At 75.3% G+C, this 17,648-nt stretch carries 17 protein-coding genes and 1 pseudogene; 3 read left to right on the top strand and 15 right to left on the bottom strand.

Annotated features, from left to right (window positions below; genetic code table 11):
• The first annotated feature begins 210 nt into the window (after window positions 1–210).
• Entirely contained in the window at window positions 211–2,739 is a 2,529-nt protein-coding gene (locus DMH08_RS32055; RefSeq protein WP_233617928.1) for a DUF3488 and transglutaminase-like domain-containing protein, read from the top strand.
• A 98-nt stretch (window positions 2,740–2,837) separates the two neighbouring features.
• Here the strand turns inward: DMH08_RS32055 and DMH08_RS32050 are convergent, their stop codons facing one another.
• The 6 genes from DMH08_RS32050 to DMH08_RS32025 all read right to left on the bottom strand — a co-directional run bounded on the left by DMH08_RS32050 (window position 2,838) and on the right by DMH08_RS32025 (window position 7,748).
• On the bottom strand, window positions 2,838–3,266 hold the full coding sequence (locus DMH08_RS32050) for a DUF3040 domain-containing protein (protein ID WP_026405824.1): 429 nt from the start codon (window positions 3,264–3,266) through the stop codon (window positions 2,838–2,840).
• 147 nt (window positions 3,267–3,413) lie between these two features.
• On the bottom strand, window positions 3,414–4,679 hold the full coding sequence (locus DMH08_RS32045) for a DNA polymerase IV (RefSeq protein ID WP_125619716.1): 1,266 nt from the start codon (window positions 4,677–4,679) through the stop codon (window positions 3,414–3,416).
• Between the two features lie 32 nt (window positions 4,680–4,711).
• Window positions 4,712–5,497 carry a class I SAM-dependent methyltransferase gene (locus DMH08_RS32040; protein WP_084551186.1) on the bottom strand — a complete coding sequence of 262 codons (786 nt, stop codon included), beginning with the start codon at window positions 5,495–5,497 and terminating at the stop codon, window positions 4,712–4,714.
• 114 nt (window positions 5,498–5,611) lie between these two features.
• Window positions 5,612–6,028, bottom strand: coding sequence for a transcription antitermination factor NusB (gene nusB, locus DMH08_RS32035; protein ID WP_026405821.1), 417 nt, complete (start codon window positions 6,026–6,028; stop codon window positions 5,612–5,614).
• A 33-nt stretch (window positions 6,029–6,061) separates the two neighbouring features.
• A complete protein-coding gene (efp, locus tag DMH08_RS32030; protein ID WP_026405820.1) occupies window positions 6,062–6,619 on the bottom strand; it encodes an elongation factor P in 558 nt (185 codons plus the stop codon).
• A gap of 40 nt (window positions 6,620–6,659) precedes the next feature.
• On the bottom strand, window positions 6,660–7,748 hold the full coding sequence (locus tag DMH08_RS32025; RefSeq protein ID WP_026405819.1) for a M24 family metallopeptidase: 1,089 nt from the start codon (window positions 7,746–7,748) through the stop codon (window positions 6,660–6,662).
• A 122-nt stretch (window positions 7,749–7,870) separates the two neighbouring features.
• Between DMH08_RS32025 and DMH08_RS32020 the strand changes: the two genes are divergently transcribed.
• The gene (locus DMH08_RS32020) at window positions 7,871–9,373 is read left to right on the top strand and encodes a flavin monoamine oxidase family protein (protein ID WP_125619714.1); all 1,503 of its coding nucleotides are present in this window, start codon (window positions 7,871–7,873) and stop codon (window positions 9,371–9,373) included.
• An 85-nt stretch (window positions 9,374–9,458) separates the two neighbouring features.
• On the opposite strand, the gene DMH08_RS32015 is transcribed toward DMH08_RS32020, so the two are convergent.
• A complete protein-coding gene (locus DMH08_RS32015) occupies window positions 9,459–10,505 on the bottom strand; it encodes an LLM class F420-dependent oxidoreductase (RefSeq protein ID WP_026405817.1) in 1,047 nt (348 codons plus the stop codon).
• 82 nt (window positions 10,506–10,587) lie between these two features.
• A complete protein-coding gene (locus tag DMH08_RS32010) occupies window positions 10,588–11,253 on the bottom strand; it encodes an enoyl-CoA hydratase-related protein (RefSeq protein ID WP_026405816.1) in 666 nt (221 codons plus the stop codon).
• A gap of 158 nt (window positions 11,254–11,411) precedes the next feature.
• Here DMH08_RS32010 and DMH08_RS32005 point away from each other — a divergent pair, with 158 nt between their 5' ends.
• The gene (locus DMH08_RS32005) at window positions 11,412–11,987 is read left to right on the top strand and encodes a TetR/AcrR family transcriptional regulator (RefSeq protein WP_026405815.1); all 576 of its coding nucleotides are present in this window, start codon (window positions 11,412–11,414) and stop codon (window positions 11,985–11,987) included.
• Here the strand turns inward: DMH08_RS32005 and aroQ are convergent.
• From aroQ to DMH08_RS40475, 7 genes and pseudogenes are all read right to left on the bottom strand, one after another.
• A complete protein-coding gene (gene aroQ / locus DMH08_RS32000) occupies window positions 11,984–12,439 on the bottom strand; it encodes a type II 3-dehydroquinate dehydratase (RefSeq protein WP_125619712.1) in 456 nt (151 codons plus the stop codon). The genes DMH08_RS32005 and aroQ overlap by 4 nt on opposite strands.
• Window positions 12,436–13,512, bottom strand: coding sequence for a 3-dehydroquinate synthase (aroB, locus tag DMH08_RS31995; RefSeq protein WP_125619718.1), 1,077 nt, complete (start codon window positions 13,510–13,512; stop codon window positions 12,436–12,438). Before aroB ends, aroQ begins: the two co-directional genes overlap by 4 nt.
• Complete coding sequence (locus tag DMH08_RS31990; protein ID WP_125619711.1) at window positions 13,512–14,024, bottom strand: shikimate kinase; 513 nt, start codon at window positions 14,022–14,024, stop codon at window positions 13,512–13,514. Before DMH08_RS31990 ends, aroB begins: the two co-directional genes overlap by 1 nt.
• Window positions 14,025–14,053: 29 nt before the next feature.
• Complete coding sequence (gene aroC / locus DMH08_RS31985) at window positions 14,054–15,232, bottom strand: chorismate synthase (RefSeq protein WP_026405811.1); 1,179 nt, start codon at window positions 15,230–15,232, stop codon at window positions 14,054–14,056.
• A 99-nt stretch (window positions 15,233–15,331) separates the two neighbouring features.
• Window positions 15,332–16,087, bottom strand: a complete 756-nt coding sequence (locus DMH08_RS31980; protein WP_026405810.1) for a phytanoyl-CoA dioxygenase family protein — start codon at window positions 16,085–16,087, stop codon at window positions 15,332–15,334.
• 42 nt (window positions 16,088–16,129) lie between these two features.
• Window positions 16,130–16,828: an SseB family protein gene (locus tag DMH08_RS31975; RefSeq protein ID WP_125619709.1), complete on the bottom strand. Its 699-nt coding sequence runs from the start codon at window positions 16,826–16,828 to the stop codon at window positions 16,130–16,132.
• Between the two features lie 69 nt (window positions 16,829–16,897).
• Window positions 16,898–17,648 (bottom strand): annotated as a pseudogene (locus DMH08_RS40475) (hypothetical protein); the annotation flags it as partial.

Genomic DNA, 17,648 nt, shown 5'->3' with positions numbered 1-17,648 from the left:
CGCGGGGGACGCCGCCGCGGGGAGCCCGGGCGGGGCGCCGCGGCGGGCGGAGGGACTGCTGCGCGCCGGCGGATGGCGGGTGGTGACGGTCCGGACGGCCGCGGAGCTGGCCGACGTGTGGGCGCGGGCCGGCGAGGACCCGGCCCGCGCGGGCTGAGGACGGGCCGGGGCGGGCCGAACGATGCGAGCTGACTGCTACGAGGGCGGGTCATGAGGCTGCGGATGACGATGACGGCCGCGCTGGCGACGCTCGCCGGCGCGGTGGGGCTGGCCCCGCTGTTCGAGTCGGCGGGCTGGTTCGGGGGGGCGTTCGGCGCGGTGGCCGCGGTGGCCGCGGGCGGGCTGGCCGCCCGGCGGCTGCGGGTGCCCGCGCCGCTGCAGCCGTTCGCGGGGCTGCTGGGACTGCTGCTGGGCCTGAACCTGTTCTACGCCGCGTCGGAGTCGCTGCTGGGGGTCGTTCCCACGCCCGCGTCGCTGGGCCGCCTCGCGGACCTGGTCGGCACGGGCTGGGAGTCGGCCAACCGGTACGCCGCGCCGGTGCCGGTGCTACCCGGGATCGAGCTGCTGACGGCCGCGGGCGTCGGGGCGGTCGCGGTGCTGGTGGACTTCCTCGCGGTGGGGCTGCGCCGGGCGGCGCCCGCCGGGCTGCCGCTGCTGGCGATGTACAGCGTCCCGGCGGCGGTGCTGGACGAGGGCGTCGGCTGGGTGCCGTTCGCGGTGGGGGCGTTCGGCTTCCTCATCCTGCTGATGGCCGACTCGCGGGAGCAGGTCGGCGGCTGGGGGCCGCTGGTGGCGCGGCGGCGCTGGACGGCGCCCCGCGAGACGGGCGCCGGCGGGGACGGCGCGGGCGGCGGGGACGCGCTGCCCGGCGCGCTCGCGGGGACGGCGACGTCGGGCGGGCGCCGGATCGCGCTCGGCGCGGTGGCCGTCGCGGTGGCGCTGCCGACGGCGGTGCCGGGCCTGCAGCAGCGCGGCATCCTGGACCTGCGCGGCGGCTCGGGCGGCGACACCCGGACGGTGACGACCCCCGACCCCCTGGTCAGCCTGAAGCGGGAGCTGACCGAACTGGACGACTCGGTGGTGCTGACCTACCGCACCCGGGACCCGATCGGCCCCGGCTACCTGCGCCTGTACGCGCTGGACCGGTTCGACGGCGGCCGGTGGACCTACAGCAAGCTGCGCAGCCGGCCGGACGACCGGCTGCGCGAGGGCGACCGGCTCCCGGACCCGCCGGGGCTGTCGTCCGGCCGGTCCCGCGACGTGACGACGGAGGTGTCGGTCCGCGGCGAGGTGCGGGACATGACGTTCCTGCCGCTGCCGTACGCGCCGACGCGGGTGTCGATCGACGGCGACTGGCGGGTGGACGCGGAATCGCTGATGGTCTACTCCCTGAGCGATTCGGCCGGGGGCCGGACCTACACCGTGCAGAGCGAGGTCCCGCAGCCGAGCGGCGACGACCTGGAGAACGCCGGGGGCTACCCGGCGGAGGTCGTCCGCCGCTACACCGCCCTCCCGCAGAACATCCCGCAGGAGGTCAGGTCGCTGACGCGCCGGGTCGCCGCGGGCGCGTCGAGCGCGCACGACCAGGCCGTCAGCCTGCAGCGGTGGTTCACCGACACGGGCGGGTTCGCCTACGACCTGTCGGCGCCCGCGCCCAAGCGCGGCAGCGACCTGGTGGACTTCCTGCTGCACAGCAAGCGGGGGTACTGCGAGCAGTTCGCCGCCTCGATGGCGCTGATGGCGCGGATCCTGGGGATCCCCTCGCGGGTGGCGCTCGGGTACACGTCCGGGGTGCAGAGCGGCCCGGACGAGTGGACGGTGCGGTCGCGGGACGCGCACGCGTGGCCGGAGCTGTACTTCCCGGGTTCGGGCTGGGTGCGGTTCGAGCCGACCCCGTCTGGTCTCCAGGGGCAGGGCACGGCGACCGCGCCGTCCTACAGCACGCCCGTGGCGTCCACCGGGGTGGGGGCGGACGCGGGGACGTCCTCTTCGAGCGGCTCGGGGTCGTCGGCGGACGAGGATCCGGCGGCGGCGCAGGACTCGCCGACCGGTGCGGCGACGGCGCGGCCGCAGGACGCGGCGGCGCGGCCGCAGGAGGACGAGGGCGGCTTCCCGGCGCTGCCGTGGGCCGCGGGCGGCCTGCTCGTCCTGGCGGCCCTGGCGGTCCCGGCGGTGGCGCGGTTGGTCGCGCGGCGGCGCCGGTGGGCGGCGCTCGCCGGCGCCGGGACGGACCCCGCCGGCGGGGCCGGATCGGACGGCGCGCCCGGCGCGCCGCCCGCCGGGCCGGGCGCGGCGGGCGCGGGCTCCCGGGCGCAGGATCCGGCGGACGCGGCGCACGCGGCGTGGCGGGAGCTGCGCGCGGACGCGCTGGACCACGGGCTGGAGTGGCGCGCCGGGGACTCGCCGCGCGCGGCGGCGCGGCGGCTCGGGGAGGTGCTGGAGCTGGACGCGGCGGGCGCGCAGGCGCTGCGCCGGATCGCCCGCGCGGAGGAGCTGGCGCGGTACTCGCGGCGGCGCTCGGCGGAGCCGCCGGAGCGGCTGCGGGCGGACGTCCGGACGGTGCGGGACGCGGTCGCGGCGGCGGCCGGGCGGCGCGCGCGGCTGCTGCCGCCGTCGACGCTGGCGGAGGCGCGCGGGACGCTGCGGTCGGCCGGGGACCGGGTGGCGGCGCTGGCGGCCCGGCCGGACGGTCCGGTGGCGCGGCTGCGGGCGCTGGGCGAGCGGGTCCGGCGCGGGTGACGATGCGCGGGTGACGATGCGCGGAACCCGGGCGGCGGTGCCGCCCGGGTTCCGGGAGTGCCGTGGCGCGGAGGCGGGTACCGGGTCCGCGCCCGGGCTCAGTAGTCGCCCTCGGTTCGGCGGCGCCAGCGCTCTTCCATGCGTTCCATGAAGGAGCCCTTCGGGCGGTCCTGGCGGTTCTGGCGGCCGCCCTGCCGCCCCTCGCGTCCGCGGCGGCTCGGCCGGGCGGGCTCGTCGCCGATGCCGGCCATCCGCTTCCAGCTCGTGAGGGCCCACAGGGAGGAGGCCAGCATGAGCAGGAAGCCGGCCACGCTGATCGCGATGGTGGCCGCCCCCGCATTGATCACGAGTCCGGCCATCAGCACGCCGACGCCCACGACGAAACCGACGGCGGACTTGACGATCCGCCGCTTGTAGTGGACCTGCGGGTTGGTCGAGCGGACCGCGTGCGCGAATTTCGGATCCTCGGCGTACAGCTGCTGCTCGATCTGTTCGAGCATGCGCTGCTCGTGCTCAGACAGCGGCACGGCGCCTCCCAACGACAGCCCCGCGACGGGGTATCCGGTGCAGGACGGGAACGTCAACGGTGATATGCCCAGAATACGAGCACTGACGGGCGGACGAAAGCGGACGGCCCGCCGTGCGGGGCCGTTCGGACACTTCACCGTGTTTCTTCATCGTCTCCCGTCACCACCGTCACGTCCGTCACCGTCCTCCGCACGCCGGACGAGCGCGGCGGGGCGGACCGCGCCGCGGCCGAACCGGTGTGCGACCTGGTCCATGGCTCGCTCGGCCTCACGCCATCCGCTCTCCGGTTCGTCGAGGGCGAGCTGACGGGGGGCCTCGCCGGCGGGGAGCAGGTTCTCCGCCCGCACCCCGACCAAGCGGAGTCGTACCCGTTCCAGCCCGGCCCCCTCATAGAGCCCGCACGCTGTGATGTAGATCACACGAGCGAGGTCGGTGGGCTCCGCGAGGGTGCGGGAGCGGGTGATCGTCTTGAAGTTCGCCATCCGCAGTTTGACGCTCACGGTGCGTGCCGCGTGCCCGCCCGCGCGCAGCCGCTCGCCGACCCGCTCGGCGAGCCGCAGCAGCTCCCGGCGGATCACCTCGGGGTCGTCCACGTCGGTCTCGAACGTCTCCTCGGCGCCGACGCTCTTGTCGGGGCTGTGCGCGACGACGTCGCGGGGGTCGCGGCCCCACGCCAGCTCGTGCAGGTGGGCGCCCAGCGCGTTGCCCAGCTCACGCTGGAGGGTCGCGACGGGGACCTGCGCGAGCTGCCCGACCGTCCGCAGCCCGAGGCGGGCGAGCGCCTGCTCGGTCCGCTCCCCCACGCCCCACAGGGACGCGACGGGCAGCGGGTGCAGGAACTCGACGACGCCGTCGGCGGGCACGACGAGCAGCCCGTCCGGCTTGCAGCGGGTGGAGGCGAGCTTGGCGACGAACTTGGTGCTCGCCACGCCCACCGAGCACGTGATGCCCTGCTGGGCGCGGACCTGCTCGCGGATGCTCCGGGCGATCTCGGCCGGCCGCCCGAGCCGCCGCACCGCCCCGGAGACGTCCAGGAACGCCTCGTCCAGCGACAGCGGCTCCACCAGCGGCGTCACCGACCGGAACAGCTCGAACACCGACGCCGACACCCGGGAGTACTTGCCGTGGCTCACCGGCAGGACGACCGCGTGCGGGCACAGCCGCCGCGCGCGCGTCATCGGCATCGCCGAGTGCACCCCGTACTCGCGGGCCTCGTAGGACGCCGCCGACACCACCCCGCGCGCGCCCGCGCCGCCCACGATCACCGGGCGGCCGCGCAGCTCGGGGCGGTCCAGCAGCTCGACGCTCACGAAGAACGCGTCCATGTCGACGTGCAGGATCGCGCAGCCGGTGTCGTCGGCGGGCGGCCCGGGTTGCGGGCCGGGCCGGTGGAGCTGCTGCTTGCGGCTCACGGGACGACTCCGCGGGAGGTTCGCACCGGCGCTCAGGCCGCCGGCTTGTCGGCGACGAGGTGCAGCTGGGCGGCCAGGTCGCGCAGGACGGGGTGGACGGCGGCGACGGACTCCAGCGCGAGCAGCGCCTCGGCGGAGTCGCTGTCGCCGTCGGAGATCCCGCCCGGCACCAGGTCGGCGAAGATCCGCACGCCGTGCAGCTCGGCGACCCGCAGGCCGGCGCCCTCGGCGAGGGCCGTCAGCGTCTCCCGGGTGAACCGGCGGGGCGTCCGGTCGCCGTCGCCCCACCGCCCGGACGCGTCCGCCAGGACCCGCCGGGCGTCGTCGAAGTGCCCGCCGACCGCGCGGGACAGCGCCGCGGCGAGCTGCCCCGCCGCGAGCAGGCTGACCGACCCGCCGGGCCGGACGGTCGCGGTGAGCGCCGCCGTCGCCGCCGCCGGGTCGTCGACGTACTCGAGCACGCTGTGGCACAGGACGAGGTCGGCGGCGTCGGGCCCGAGCAGGTCGGGCAGGTCGACGGCGTCGCCCTGGACGGCGCGGACCCGCACCCCGGACTCGGCGGCGCGGCGCTCCAGCGCGGCGAGCGCGTCCGGGTTGGCGTCCACGACGGTGACGCGGTGCCCGAGTTCGGCGAGCGGCACGGCGAAGCCGCCGGTCCCGCCGCCCACGTCCACGATGTCGCTCGCCCCGGCCTCCGGGGTGATCCGCTCCAGGACCGAGCGCAGCGCCTCCCACAGGACGGCGTTGCGCACGCGGCCGCCGCCCCGTGTCCGCTTCAGTTGCCGGCCGGCCACGGCCACTCCCCTAACGTCGCTCATCGCACCCCACCCTAGTCGTCCGGACGGCGGCCGTCCGCGACCTCCCGGGCGCACCGGCCCCGGGCGCGGACCCCGGCCGCGGGGACGGCGCCCACGGGGACGCCCGCGGCCGGATCAGAGCGCCAGCGACGGCTTCAGCTGCTGCAGGCGCGACAGCAGGCCGTTGACGAACCGCGGGGACTCGTCGGTGGACAGCTCGGTGGCCAGCCCGACCGCCTCGCTGACCGCGACGCCGTCCGGGACGTCGTCGACCCACAGCAGCTCGTACACGCCCATCCGCAGGATGTTGCGGTCGACGACCGGCATCCGCTCCAGCGTCCAGCCGGTGGCGTAGGTCGCGAGCAGCTCGTCGATCCGCTCCCGCCGCTCCTGGACGCCTTCGATCAGCCGTACGGCGTGCGGGTACTCCGCCAGCTCGTCCTGGTTGGGACGGCCGCGGGCGGCCAGCACCGCCGTCGGCTCCTCCTCGCGGAGTTCGGCCGCGAACAGGATGTCCAGCGCCAGCTTCCGCGCCTTGGTGCGCGCGCTCATGTGTCTCGCTCTCGCTCCGCTCGCCAGCGGACGTCAGGCGCGGCCGAGGTAGTCGCCGGAGCGGGTGTCGACCTTGACCTTCTCGCCGGTGGTGATGAACAGCGGGACCTGGATCTGGGCGCCGGTCTCCAGCGTGGCGGGCTTGCTGCCGCCGGTGGAGCGGTCGCCCTGCAGGCCCGGCTCGGTCTCGGTGATCTCCAGCACGACGGCGGCGGGCAGCTCGACGTACAGCGGGTTGTCGTTGTTGAAGGCGATGACCGCGTTCTGCTCGGGGAGCAGGTAGTCCGCCGCGTCGCCCACGACGGTGCCCGGAATCTGCGGCTGGTCGTAGGTCTCGGTGTCCATGAACACGAAGTCGTCGCCCTCGCGGTAGAGGTACTGCATCTCCCGCTTGTCGACGGAGGCCACCTCGACCTTGGTGCCGGCGTTGAAGGTCTTGTCGACGACCTTGCCCGACAGGACGTTCTTGAGCTTGGTGCGGACGAACGCGCCGCCCTTGCCGGGCTTGACGTGCTGGAATTCCAGGACGGTCCACAGCTGGCCGTCGAGGTTCAGCGTCATGCCGTTCTTCAGGTCGTTCGTCGTCGCCACTGCGTTGTTCTCCCGGTCGCGGACCCGCGTTCGCGCTCGTCTAGAGGACGAGCAGGTCCTTTGTCGTCGTCGTGAGGAGCTCCGGGCCGTCCGCCCGTACCACGAACGTGTCCTCGATGCGGACCCCGCCGCGGCCCGCGAGGTAGACCCCCGGCTCTGCGGTGATCGGAACTCGGTCCGTCAGTTTACCGGTCTCGTCGTACCCCATGAGCGGTGCCTCGTGGATCTCGAGGCCCACGCCGTGCCCGAGCCCGTGGGTGAAGTCGTCGCCGTGCCCGGCCGCCTTGACGACGTCGCGGGCGGCGGCGTCCACCGCCTTGGTCTCGGCGCCGGGCCGCGCGGCGTCGATCCCGGCGAGCTGGGCGCGGTGGACGAGGCCGTACAGGTCGCGCTGCCACCCGGCGGGCTCGCCGATCGCGACGGTGCGGGTCATGTCGGCGTGGTAGCCGCCGTAGAGGGCGCCGAAGTCCATGGTGAGCAGGTCGCCGCGCTCCAGCTCGCGGGGGCCCGGGCGGTGGTGCGGGACGGCGCCGTTCGGGCCGGACGCGACGATCGAGGCGAACGCGGGGCCCTCGGCGCCGAGGTCGACCATGGCGCGCTCGAGCGCGATCGCGATCTCGCGTTCGGTGCGTCCGGGCGCGATCGAGGGGAGCACGGCGTCGAAGGCGCGGCAGGTGATCGCGCACGCCTCCCGCAGGAGGTCGATCTCCCCCTCGTCCTTGACGCGCCGCAGCTCCTCGACGGGGCGGCCGGCGAGCGGGACGAGCGCGACGCCGGCCGCGCGGGCCTGCGCGTCGAGCGCGGTGTGCTGCTCGACGGTGAGCGCGTGGGGTTCGAAGCCGAGCCGGGCGTGCCCGTCCGCGGCGGCCCGCGCGACGAGCGCGGCGGCCGTCTTCCGGTCGCGGACCAGCGGCAGTTCGGGGGCGATCCGCTCGGCCGTCCCGGCGTAGCGGGCGTCGGTGGCGAGCACGGCGGGCGCGCCCGCGGGCACGAGCAGCGCGGCGTTGGAGCTGGCGAGCCCGGTCAGGTAGCGGACGTTGACGAGCCGGGTGACCAGGACGGCGTCCGCGTCGTGCGCGGCGGCGTACTCGGCCAGGCGGCGGCGACGTCCGGTGTGCGTCTCCCCCATGGGAGGACTCTAGAGCATCGCGAAACATGAAGAAGCCTCGACTTCGGGGTCCGCCGCCGCTAGCGTGAGCCGCCGCGTGATCTTCCGTCCCCCCGCTCTGGTCTTCCCCCAGGAGGGATTCCGTGACAGGAGTCAGTCGCCGCCGCCTGCTCGGCACCGGCGCGCTCACCGCCGCCGGGGCCGTCGCCGCCTCGGCCGCCGCGCCTCCCGCGGCCGCCCGCACCGCGCCCCGCACCGCGCCGTCCGCCGCCCGCCTGTCCGCCGACGTCGTGGTCGTCGGCGCGGGCCTCGCGGGCCTGACCGCCGCCCGCGACCTCGTCGCGGCGGGCCGGTCCGTCGTCGTCCTCGAGGCCCGCGACCGGCCCGGCGGCCGGGTGTACGGGCTGCCGCTGGGCGACGGCACCACCGCCGAGGGCGGCGCCGAGTTCATCGGCCCCACCCAGGACCGCATCGCCGCCCTCGCCGAGGAGATGGGCGTCGCGACCTTTCCGACCTTCAACGAGGGCGACAACGTCTACTACCGCAACGGGCGGCGGTCGCTGTACGCGACCGACGGGCTGCTGGGCGCCGTCCCGCCGGACTGGGGCGTCATCGACCTGGAGCTGGCGCTGCTGCGGCTCGGCGGGATGATCGAGGACGTCCCCGTGGGCGAGCCGTGGAAGGCGGCCAAGGCCGACGAGTGGGACGCGCAGACGTTCCACACCTGGTCGCGCTCCAACTCCCTCAGCTCCGGCGCGCGCTTCCTCATGGACGTCTTCGTCAGCTCGACGCTCTCGGCGCGGTCGCGGGACGTGTCGCTGCTGTACGTCCTGCACTACGCGGCCGCCGCCGGGAACCCGGACGAGCCCGGGTCGATCGACCGGCTGATCAACACCCGGGACGGGGCGCAGGAGCTGCGGTTCGCCGGCGGGCCGGAGCAGGTGCCGGTCCGGCTGGCCGCCCGGCTCGGCGACGCCGTCCGCTACAACGCGCCGGTGCGGTCGGTCGAGACCGGCGGCGGGGGCGTGACCGTGACGGCGGACGGCGTGACGGTGTCGGCGAAGCGGGCGGTCGTCGCGATGTCCCCGGCGATCGCGGGGAAGATCGACTTCTCGCCGGGGCTGCCGGCGGCCCGGGCCCAGCTCATGCAGCGCTACCCGATGGGCTCGGTCGCGAAGTTCGTCGGGGTGTACGACACGCCGTTCTGGCGGGAGGAGAACCTCACCGGGCAGGCGCTGGCGGACAGCGGCGCGATCGACGTGACGTTCGACAACAGCCCGCCGGACGGGTCGCGCGGGATCCTCATGGGATTCATCAACCACGACAACGTCCGGCGGCTGGACTCCGCGTCCGAGGGGGAGGTGCGGGCGGCGGGGCTGGAGTCGTTCGGGAGGCTGTTCGGCGACAGGGCGAAGAACCCGGTGCGGACGGCGATGATGCGGTGGGACAACGAGACGTGGAGCGGCGGCGGTCCCGTCGGGCTCGCGCCGCCGGGCGTCCTGACCGGTTTCGGCCCCGCGCTGCGCGCGCCGTGCGGGCCCGTCCACTGGGCGGGCACCGAGACGTCCGACTACTGGACGGGCTACATGGACGGCGCCGTCCGGTCGGGCGAGCGGGCGGCGCGGGAGGTCGACGCGGCGCTGTGACCGCGCGGGGGACCGGACGCGCGCGCGTCCGGTCCCCCGCGGGCGGTGCGGCTCGGATCGGAGGCTCCGGGTCGAAGGCTCCGGGTCAGAGGCCGGCGGCCATCTCCCGGACCTTCTCGATCAGCGCGAGGCGGCCCTTGTGGTCGCCGGCGATCGGGGCCACGTTGAGGGTGGTGACGCCGGACTCCTTCATCGCGGCGAGCCGCTCGCGGACGTGCCCCTCGCTGCCGATCAGCGACATCTTCTCGAGCAGTTCCTGCGGGACCTTCGCGGCGGCCTCGTCCTTCTTGCCGTCCAGGTAGAGGTCCTGGATCTCCTCGGCCTCCTTCTCGAAGCCGTAGCGGCGGGCGAGGTCGTTGTAGAAGTTCTTGCCCTTGGCGCCCATGCCGCCGATGTACAGCGCGGCCATCGGGCGGCCGAACTCCAGGTAGCCCTGGACGTCGTCGCCGATCGCGAGCGTGGCCTGCGCGACGACGTCGAGCTCGCCGAGCGAGGCGTCCCGCTTCGCCTTGCCCGCGGCGAGGGACGCGCCCCACACGTCGGCGGCCTTCTCCGGCATGTAGAAGATCGGCTCCCAGCCGTTGGCGATCTCGGCGGTCAGCTCGACGTTCTTCGGGCCGATCGCGGCCACCATGATCGGGATGCTCTCGCGCACCGGGTGGTTGATCAGCTTGAGCGGCTTGCCGAGACCGGTGCCCTGCCCCTCGGGCAGCGGCAGCGTGTAGTGCTTGCCCTGGTGCTGGAGCCGCTCGCGGCGCCACACCTTGCGGCAGATCTCGATGATCTCGCGGGTGCGGCCGAGCGGGGCGGTGTAGGGGACGCCGTGGAAGCCCTCGATGACCTGCGGGCCGGAGGCGCCGATGCCGAGCGTGAACCGGCCGTCGGAGACGTAGTCCAGGCCGGCCGCGGTCTGCGCGAGCGCGGTGGGCGTGCGGGAGTAGATGTTGAGGATGCCGGACGCGATCTCCAGCCGCTCGGTCTTCGCGGCGATGAATCCCATCTGGCTGACCGCGTCGAAGCTGTAGGCCTCGGCGATGTAGACGATGTCGAGCCCGGCCTTCTCGTAGTCGGCGAGCTCCTCGACGGTCTCTTTGAAACCGCCCGCGTAGTTGAGGGCCATCCCGATGCGCATCGGCACCCCTTCCCGATTTACCGAATCCGATTCCAGTCGAACACAACCTAGCCCGCCGGGCGGCCTCCGCCCAGCGGCGGGGTCAGCCGAGCGCGGGTCCCCGCAGCGCCCGCAGCGCGCCGCGGTACATGTCGCGCCGGATCCGCCCGACGACCTTCCCGTCCTTGCCCGCCAGGGACGCGGCCCACTCGACGGCCGCGGGCAGTACCTCGTCCTCGGCGGCGGTGCGCTGCACGATCCCGGCGGCCAGGGCCTCCGCCGCGGTGTACCGGCGGCCGGTGATCATGGCCTCGTGCGCGACCCCGGCCGCCAGCCGGGCCGTGATCAGCGCGTTCATCCCCGGGGTGAAGCTCATCCCCAGGTCGACCTCGGGCAGGCAGAAGTAGCCGCGGTCGGTGCGCATGACGGCGAAGTCGTGCGCGAGGGCGAGCATCCCGCCGCCGGCGAACGCGTGCCCGTTGACGGCCGCGACGGTCGGCGCGGGCAGTTCGAGCAGCCGCGCGTACAGGCCGTTCACGCGGCCGAGGTACCCCTCGAACTCGTCGCGGTGGGCGCCCAGCCACTCCAGGTCGAGGCCGTTGGAGAAGAACTTGCCCGTCCCGACGGTGACGAGGGCGCGCGGCCCGTCCGCCGCGGCGACGGTGTCGAGCGCCCCCTCGACGGCGTCGAGGAAGTCGGGGCCGAACCGGTTCTCGCCCGCGTCGAGGCGCAGGACGAACACGTCGCCGTCACGCTGGAGGTCGATCACGAGGTCTCCTCGCCTTTCCTGCCCGGACCCGGGCCGCTGGTCGGTGGAACGTCCCACCCGCCTCCCAGGCAAGTATGACGTTCGACATAATGAGCGTTTCCTATGACGATCGTCATGGTCAATGCGCGTTGCTTATGATGAATGTCATAATCGGTGGCATGGGGTCCGACAGCCGGGAGCGCATGGTCCGCAGCGCCGCCTACCTTTTCCGCGAGCGCGGCTACAGCGGCACGGGTTTCCGCGACGTCATCGCGCACAGCGGCGCACCGCGCGGATCGATCTACCACCACTTCCCCGAGGGCAAGGCGCAGCTCGCCGAGGAGGCCGTCCGCTACGCCGGGGAGTTCCTCAACGCCGGGATCGTCGCGGCCACCGAGGGCGGCGACGCGGCGTCCGCCGTGGACGCCTTCGTCGGCTGGTGGCGCCAGGTGCTGATCCGCAGCGGCTTCCGGGCCGGCTGCCCGATCGTGGCCGTCACCGTGGAGTGCCACGACGACGCGCCGCAGCTCGCCGCCGCGGCCGCCGCCGCGTTCGGCCGCTGGGAGGACACCCTCGCCACCGGCCTCGGCAACGCCGGCGTCCCGGACGACCGGGCGGCGAGCCTCGCGCGGCTGATCGTCGCCGCCGTCGAGGGCGCGACCGTGCTGTGCCGCGCCCACCGCGACGTCCGTCCGCTCGACGACGTCGTCGCCGAGCTCAAGGCCATGACCCGCGCGGCCGTCGAGGGGCCCTAGCCCCGCCCGCCCGCCTCCTCGGCGAGCAGCTCGACGACCGCCTGCAGGGCCAGGACGTACGAGAACGTCCCGAACCCGGCGATCGTGCCGGTCGCGACGCCCGCCACGACCGAGGTGTGCCGGAACTCCTCCCGCGCCGCCGGGTTGGAGATGTGCACCTCGACGAGCGGCGCGGTCCGCTGCGCGAGGGCGTCGCGCAGCGCGTACGAGTAGTGGGTGAACGCCGCCGGGTTCAGCACGACCGGCAGCCGCTCGTCGGCGGCCTCGTGCACCCAGCGGATCAGCTCGGCCTCGTCGTCGGTCTGCCGCACGTCGGCCTCCAGGCCCAGCCGCCGCCCGGCGTCGCGGCACAGCGCCGCCAGCCCCTCGAACGTGGTCGCGCCGTAGACGTCGGGCTCGCGCGTCCCGAGACGCCCGAGGTTCGGCCCGTTCAGCACCAGCACCCGGCTCATCGGGCGACCTCCCGGTAGGCGGCGGCGAGCAGCTCCTCGTCCGGGCCCTCCAGGCGGCCCGGCTTCGCGACGCCGTCCAGCACCACGAACCGCAGCGTGGCGCCCCGCGACTTCTTGTCGATCGCCATCGCGGCGCGCAGCCCCGGCCACGCGTCCGCCGCGTACGCCACCGGCAGGCCCACCGACGTCAGGACGGACCGGTGCCGCGCGACGTCCGCGGCGTCCAGCCGCCCGGCGAGGCGCGCCAGCTCGGCCGCGTACACCATGCCGATCGCGACGGCGTGGCCGTGCCGGAAGCGGTAGTCCTCGGCCTTCTCGATCGCGTGCGCGAGCGTGTGGCCGTAGTTGAGGATCTCCCGCAGGCCGCTCTCCTTCAGGTCCGCCCCGACGACCTCGGCCTTCACCCGGACGGCCCGCTCGACGAGCTCGCGGGTGTGCGGGCCGTCCGGGCGCGCCGCGCCCTCCGGGTCGGCCTCCACCAGGTCGAGGATGACCGGGTCGGCGATGAACCCGGCCTTGACGACCTCCGCGAGCCCGCTGACGTAGTCCTCGTGCGGCATCGTCACCAGCGCGGCGAGGTCGCACAGCACCCCGGCCGGGGGGTGGAACGCGCCCACGAGGTTCTTGCCCTCGGGGATGTTGATGCCGGTCTTGCCGCCGACCGCCGCGTCGACCATGCCGAGCAGCGTCGTCGGCACCAGCACGCAGCGGACGCCGCGCAGCCACGAGGCGGCGGCGAACCCGGCGAGGTCGGTGGTCGCGCCGCCGCCGACGCCCACGATCGCGTCGGTCCGGGTCATGCCGAGCCGCGCGAACGCCGACCACAGCCCGGCGAGCACCCCGGCCTCCTTGGCCGCCTCGCCGTCCGGGACGGGCAGCGCGTGCACCGCGTGCCCGGCCTTCTCCAGCGCCTCGCACACCGGCCGCGCGATCTCCGGCAGGCCCTCGGCGTGCACGACCGCGACCGTCCGGACGCGGTCGCCGAGCAGGCCCGGCAGCTCCGCCAGCACGCCCGTCCCGATGACGACGTCGTAGGGGTCGGCGCCTTCCACGCGCACCCGCGCCGGCACGATCACGCGTCCGTCTCCAGGGCCTCGGCGATCTCCCGGACGATCTCGGCGGGCTCGCGCCCGTCGGTGTCGACGTGCACGGTCCCCAGCCGCTCGTAGACCGGCAGCCGCTCCTCCAGGAGCTTGCGCATCCGGCTGCGCGGGTTCAGCACCAGCAGCGGCCGCGCCGACGCCAGCCCGACCCGCTTCACCGCCTCCGCGAGGCCGACCCGCAGGTACACGACCGTTTGCCCGGCGAGGAGCTCCTGCGTCTCCGGCGCCAGCACGGCGCCGCCGCCGAGCGCGAGGACGCCGTCGTGCTCGGCGAGGGCCGCCGCGACGGCCGCGCGCTCCAGTTCCCGGAACCGCTCCTCGCCGTCGTCGATGAAGATCTCGCCGATCGGCTTGCCGGCCGCCGCCTCGGCGTCGGCGTCGGTGTCGCGCAGCGACACCCCGAGCCGCTCGGCGAGCGCCGCGCCGACCGTCGTCTTGCCCGAGCCCGGCGCCCCGATCAGGACGGCCCTGGGTCGCGTCATGCAGGAGGCCCCGTTCACTCGATGGTCGTTCACTTGATGGTCAGGGAGGACAGGTATCCGCGCAGGTTGCGGGCGGTCTCCTCGGCGGAGTCGCCGCCGAGCTTCTCCAGCGCCGCGTCCGCCAGCACCAGCGCCGCCATCGCCTCGGCGACCACCCCGGCGGCCGGCACGGCGGTGACGTCGCTGCGCTGGTTGATCGCCTTGGCGGGCTCCCCGGTCTTCACGTCGATGGTGTCGAGGCGGCGCGGCACCGTGGAGATCGGCTTCATCGCGGCCCGGACGCGCAGCGGCTCGCCCGTCGTCATGCCGCCCTCGACGCCGCCCGCGCGGTTCGTCCGGCGCCGGATGCCCGCGTCGGAGCCCTCGATCTCGTCGTGCGCGGCCGACCCGCGCCGCCGCGCGGTGGTGAACCCGTCGCCGACCTCCACGCCCTTGATCGCCTGGATGCCCATGAGGATCCCGGCGAGCCGCGCGTCGAGCCGCCGGTCCCAGTGCACGTGGCTGCCCAGGCCGGGCGGCAGGCCGTAGGCCAGCACCTCGACGACGCCGCCGAGCGTGTCGCCGGCCTTCTTCACCTCGTCGACGTGCGCGACCATCGCCGCGGACGCGGCCGCGTCGAAGCACCGCACCGGGCTCTCGTCGACCGCCGCCAGATCGCCGGGCTCGGGCAGGACGCCGTCCGGCGCCGACACCTCGCCGAGCGCGATCACGTGGCTGAGGACGTCCACGCCGAGCGCCTGCTTCAGGAACGCCTTCGCGACCGCGCCGAGCGCGACCCGCGCCGCGGTCTCCCGCGCGCTCGCCCGCTCCAGGACGGGCCGGGCGTCGTCGAACCCGTACTTCTGCATGCCGACGAGGTCGGCGTGGCCGGGCCGCGGCTGCGACAGCGGCGCGTTGCGCGCCTGCGCCGCCAGCACCTCGGGGTCGACCGGGTCGGCCGCCATCACCGTCTCCCACTTGGGCCACTCGGTGTTGCCGACCTCGATCGCGACGGGGCCGCCGAGCGTCACCCCGTGCCGGACCCCGCCGAGGATCCGCACCTCGTCCTGCTCGAACTTCATCCGGGCGCCCCGCCCGTGCCCGAGCCGCCGGCGGCGCAGGTCCTCGGCGATGTCCGCCGAAGTCACGCGCACACCGGCCGGAAGGCCCTCCACGATCGCGGTGAGGGCCGGGCCATGGGACTCCCCCGCGGTCAACCAGCGCAGCATGCCCTGAATCCTATTGGCGCCGGACGCCTCCCCGAGACCGGCGTCCATCAGCTGAGACGGCCGGCGCCCCGGCGGCCCCGCGGACCGGGGCGGGACGGGTCAGGCGGACAGGCCCCGGCGGATCGCGGCGGCGACGGGCGAGTCGTCCCGGACCGGGCCCGCGGGCAGCAGCGGCGGCTGCGCCATGAACTTCGGCTCCGCGCCCCGGTGCGGCTGGGCGGCGTGCACCAGGAACGGGTGGCACAGGTAGACGTCGCCCGCCCGTCCGGTCGCGTACGCGACGGGGCGGTGCCCGGTGGCGGGCACGGCGCGCTCGGCGAGCTCCATGAAGGCCAGGCCGCGGTCGCCCGCGGGCTCCAGGATCGGCGGGACGTCCAGGTGGGACCCCACGCGGATCCGGGTGGGGGCGTCGTCCTCGCCGACGTCGGAGAACAGGAACAGCATCAGCAGCGCGCGCCCCTTGGACGCGACGTTCACGCGGGCGGCCATGAAGTCGGACGGGTCGTCGCCGGGGAAGCTCGCGTCGATGTGCCAGCCGTCGTCGCCCGGCTCCTCCGCGCTCGGGAACCGCACCGGGAACGTCCCGAGGCCGCCCTGCGGCGTCCAGCCGCCCTCCCCGGCGAGCGCGTCGAACGCGGCGTGCAGGCGGGGGGTGTTCGCGGCGGCCCGGAACGGCTCCTGCGCGTAGTGGCCGAGCCGGACGACGGGCCGGGTCCAGGTCGCGCGGTCGTCCGGGTCGCAGCCGGTGTCCCGCCAGAGGACGTCCCGGCACTCGTCGGCGAGTTCGCGGGGGAACGCCTCCGTGACCTTGAGGTACCCGTCGGTGAGGAAGGCGTCGATGCCGGAGTCGTCCATCGGGTCAGGATGGCGGCCCGGCCGAAGCGGCGTCGAACGGTTTTACGCGCGGCGGACGACGCTCAGCTCGACGCCGCCGACGATCCGGCCGCGCAGCACCTCCGCGAGCCGGTCCGACACCCGCTGGACGGTGCGGCGCTCGTCGTGCCCCGGGCTCACCGCGAACCGGACGGCCAGCTCGGCGGACGTGCCCTCGGTGACCCGCACCCCCGCGACCGCCTCGTCGGAACCGAACGCGGCCTCCACCGCGGCGAGGACGTCCGGGTCCTCGTGCGGCGCGGGGATCGGGCGCCCCTCGGCGAGCAGGTGCAGCCGCAGCCCGTCGACGGCGAACGGCACCGGCCCCGCCACGTCGATCACGAGGGCGTCGGCGTTCTCGTCCAGCACCGCGCGGCACGCCTGGCCGGCGGGCACCGCCACCGGCCGGGCGTCCGCCCGCCACGCCTTCATCGTCTCGGTGCAGGTGAACCCGAGCACGCCGCGGCGCCTGTCCTCGCCGGTCAGCAGCGGCAGCGCCATGTCGCTCGACTTCTCCCGCCGCAGCTCGCCGGGCGCGACGTCCTCCTCCTCGGTGAGGATCGCGACGACGGGCACCAGCAGCCGGGCGCCCTGCAGCCGGCGCAGGACGGTGTGCTGGCCGACCCGTCCCGCCGCGTACCCCGCGAGCGCCTCGCAGAGCCGGGGGTCGGCGCCGCCGTCGTCGTCGGGGAACTGGGGCTGGGGAATCGTCAGTCCGGACACGGTGGGAAGGCTATAACTTCCCGCGACCGCCGGGGGTGCCGAACCGGATACTCCCCGTGCACGCCCCCGTCAGGGACGCACGCCGATCCGGTCGACCCACCCCGTGCGCCCGTACGACATCGTCAGGCGGCCGGAGTCGTACGCGAGCAGCTCCGCCGACTCCCGGTCGACGATCAGCCGGGACTCGACCGCCGGGCCCTCCCCCGTGAACGGCAGGACCAGCGCCACGCCGCGCCGGCCGAGCGGGTCGGTCGCCGTGCCCGGCGAGCGGACGTCCGGCCGCGCGGCCAGCACCCGGTACAGCGCGGCCTTCGTGCCCGGGGTGAGCGGGCCCGCCAGCAGGTCCGCGGCGACCGCGAAGACGTACTCGGAGAACGAGGGCCGCGTCCGCTCGATGAACCGGCGGACCTCGGGGTCGGCGGTGCGGGTGCCCGCTTCGACCCGGCGGGCGTCGGCGTCGAACCGGCGGCGCAGTTCCGCCTCCAGCCCGGCCGCGTCGTCCGGCAGCTTCCGCAGCTCCGCCATCGTCAGGCCCTCGTCGCCGATGCTGTAGCGGATCGCCATGTCGTAGTCGTTCACCGACTCCCGCCGCAGCTCCGGCGGGACCAGAGCTCGGGACCCGGCGCGCTTCCACGCCGCCTCGTCCTCGGGGGTGGGGAACACGGCCTTCGCGTCGATGCCGGTGACCGTCCGGCTGGGGTCGTCGCCGTCCCGGGCGATCCAGGACCGCTCCCCGCGCCGCAGTTCGTAGGTGTAGGGCAGCTTGTCCCCCCGCTTGTCCCCCCGCCCGCCGGAGCTGCGGCGGGAGTCGGTGAACGAC

The sequence above is a fragment of the Actinomadura sp. WAC 06369 genome (assembly GCF_003947565.1).
In the GTDB taxonomy this organism is placed as follows: Bacteria; Actinomycetota; Actinomycetes; order Streptosporangiales; family Streptosporangiaceae; genus Spirillospora; species Spirillospora rifamycini.
The sequence above is the reverse complement of the archived record's forward strand: the minus strand, read 5'-3'. Positions and strand labels throughout refer to the sequence as shown.